This window comes from Okeania sp., from assembly GCF_983059655.1.
Genome location: NZ_CEZPJD010000510.1, coordinates 1 through 2,832, shown reverse-complemented (window position 1 = coordinate 2,832; position 2,832 = coordinate 1). Strand labels below are relative to the sequence as shown.

The 2,832-nt window shown below is 33.1% G+C and carries 2 protein-coding genes; both read left to right on the top strand.

What is annotated here, in order from left to right; translation table 11 throughout:
* On the top strand, window positions 1–308 hold a 308-nt coding region (locus AC3DU7_RS23005), incomplete at its 5' end, for a KGK domain-containing protein (RefSeq protein WP_488041623.1).
* Between the two features lie 192 nt (window positions 309–500).
* Window positions 501–2,807, top strand: a complete 2,307-nt coding sequence (locus tag AC3DU7_RS23000; RefSeq protein ID WP_488041622.1) for a DNA phosphorothioation-associated putative methyltransferase — start codon at window positions 501–503, stop codon at window positions 2,805–2,807.
* Window positions 2,808–2,832 lie beyond the last annotated feature (25 nt).

The window sequence follows — 2,832 nt, the reverse complement described above, 5'->3', positions numbered from 1 at the left end:
TAAATAATGATGATGTTTTATCTACGAGTACTAGTCTTTTAATGTTTCAATGTACATTTCAAGTCAGTGAATATATAACGATGATTTTAGCTAGATTGGAGTCGGAAAATTTATTTGAAGAGGGGCTAGAATGTCAATTATTAAGACCTGGTGATTATTGGAGAAAAGGAAAAGTAAAATTTCGTTTAGAATTTTTTACAGAAACTGAAGAAGATTTATCTGAAGCTGTCGATCCTATTTCTCAACCCTCAACTTACCCTATACTAACTTCTGATGAACAGCCACAAAATGTAGGAATGTGGAGTTAATAAGTAAGCATTCAGCGGTCAGCTATTAGCTATCAGCTCTCACTCTTATGAGAGGGTTTTGAATATAGACTGTTTCAACCAGCTTTTATAGCAAGTAAAAATCTTTTATAGCAAGTATAAATTCTGACTCAATTAGTAAAGCTTTGATCTAAAATTAAAAGCAATAGCTGATAGCTGATAGCTGACGGCTAAATGCTTACCATTAGAGATATTTTAGCAATGGAAAATGAACAAAATTTTCAAGAAAAACGTTGCTCAGAACTTTTACTATATCTGGCTTTAAATATAGAAGACTTCCAAATATTACCCAAAATAAAATTAGAAACAGACCTGCCTCAGACAATTATAGAGGACATAAAAAAATACTTTTTAACTTATCAATATGCCTGTAAATATGCTAACCAGATATTCCTAGAAATTTACCAATCTGGTGCAATAAAAAAATACTCTCAACAAAGCAAAATAGGCAAAAAATTACCAACCGCTTTTTATATTCATATATCTGCGCTGGCACAACTTCATCCTTTACTACAACTCTACGAAAATTTAGCTCATCGTTTATATCTCAAAGCAACTTCTCAGCAGAAAGACGAGGGAAAAATTACCACATTAATTAAATTTAACTTTGATAAACCAACAATTTCTTATCTCTACTATCCAGACTTCGATACCGACCCCCATCCAGCTTTAAAAACTAGCATTTCCATTAACATGAATAGTGGAAATATTGAATATAGAAACTACCAAAATAGTAAAAACCCTCCTGTACTGCATCGCAAAGAAACCTTTGTGAATACTGACTATCCTCACTACAAAAAATTTGCTCAACTGACCAGTGCTGAAGTGAAATTAGGACTGTTAGATAACACTCGTTTAATTGGCACTCGTCAAGGATGGTTCACACACCTAAAAAATCATGGAATTGAAATTAAAGACCATCATGTAATTCAAAATACTATTGAAATACCAATTCCCAAAATAGAACGCCACAAAGCAGCGATCGCTCGTAAAAAAATTTCTAAACCAGTACGTTTGGGTTTAGAAGCAAATCTCTTTACAGAAGGTACAACCTTTTTTGATTATGGTTGTGGTCACGGTGGGGATATTAAACATATTGCTCAAAAAGGTTATCAAAGTGCAGGATGGGACCCCTATTATTTACCCGATAATAGTTGTATTGCTGCTGATGTTGTCAATCTTGGTTATGTAATTAATGTCATTGAATCTTTAGCAGAACGTAGGGAAGCTCTGATTAAAGCTTGGGGGTTGACTAAACAGGTTTTAATTGTTTCCGCTATGGTATTAATTAATGACCAGAAAACTAAGAATAAACTTGCTTATGGAGATGGCATAATTACAGCTCGTAATACTTTTCAGAAATATTATGAACAAGAAGAATTAAAATCTTATATTGACCAAGTTTTAAATGTAGATTCTATCCCTATAGATTTGGGTATTTTCTTGGTATTTAAAGATGAAAAACAGGGGCAAAATTTTCGAGCATCTCGATTAAAAACTCGTTTATCTACCCCTAGAATTAACTCCAAAAATCAGAAATTTGTAGATTATCAAGAACAACTTATTCCTCTGATGAACTTTATGAGCGATCGCGGTCGTCTTCCGGTCAGAGGAGAAATTGCTGAAGAGGCAGATTTAATTGCAGAATTTGGTAGTTTTCGTCGTGCATTTCGAGTAATTTTGCAAGCTACAAATCCTCTAGAATGGGACAAAATAACAGATAAGCGCCGCCAAGATTTGTTAGTATATCTAGCTTTAACTAAATTTGGTAACCGTCCTAAATTTTCCCAATTAGCAGAAGTAGTTAGAAATGATATTAAAGCTTTATTTGGTAGTTACACTCAAGGCTGTACATTAGCTGATTTAATGTTATTTAGTTTAGGTGATTCTGAATTAATTAGTAAATGTTGTAAAAATAGTTCTATAGGTTATAAATTTTCTAATTCTCTGTTAGTTCATGTTTCTGCTGTAGCAAAACTCGATCCGTTGTTACGACTTTATGAAGGTTGTGCCAGTCGTACAATTGGTAGATTAAATGAGGCAACTATCATTAAATTTCATACAAAACTACCGATAATATCCTATTTATTTTATCCCGACTTTGATACAGAAGCTCACCCAGTTTTGCATACAAGTATGAATATTAATTTACGAGATTTAAGTGTCAGTTATCAGAGCTATACAAATGAATATAATCCGCCAATTTTACACAGAAAAGATGCTTTAGTAACACCAGATTATCCCGAGTATGAAAAATTTGTTAAACTCACACAACAAGAAGAAGATAGAGGACTATTAAATGATTTGAAAAATATTCAAAACCGAATTAGTTGGCTCAAATGTTTAGAAGAAAATTGTACAGAAATTAAAGGTCATCGTGTCTATTGGCAAACTAATGTTGACCCTTATCGCTTAAAAATATTAAAATCTGCTCATGCTGCTCGGAAGCGGAAAAGAAAAAAACAAAGCACTACGCGCTAGGGAACAAGGAATAGGGAACTTTAAA

What these genes read in the sequence shown, in the direction of transcription:
- AC3DU7_RS23000 (WP_488041622.1), top strand. Translation starts at nt 501, where the DNA reads ATGCTTACCATTAGAGATATTTTAGCAATGGAAAATGAACAAAATTTT.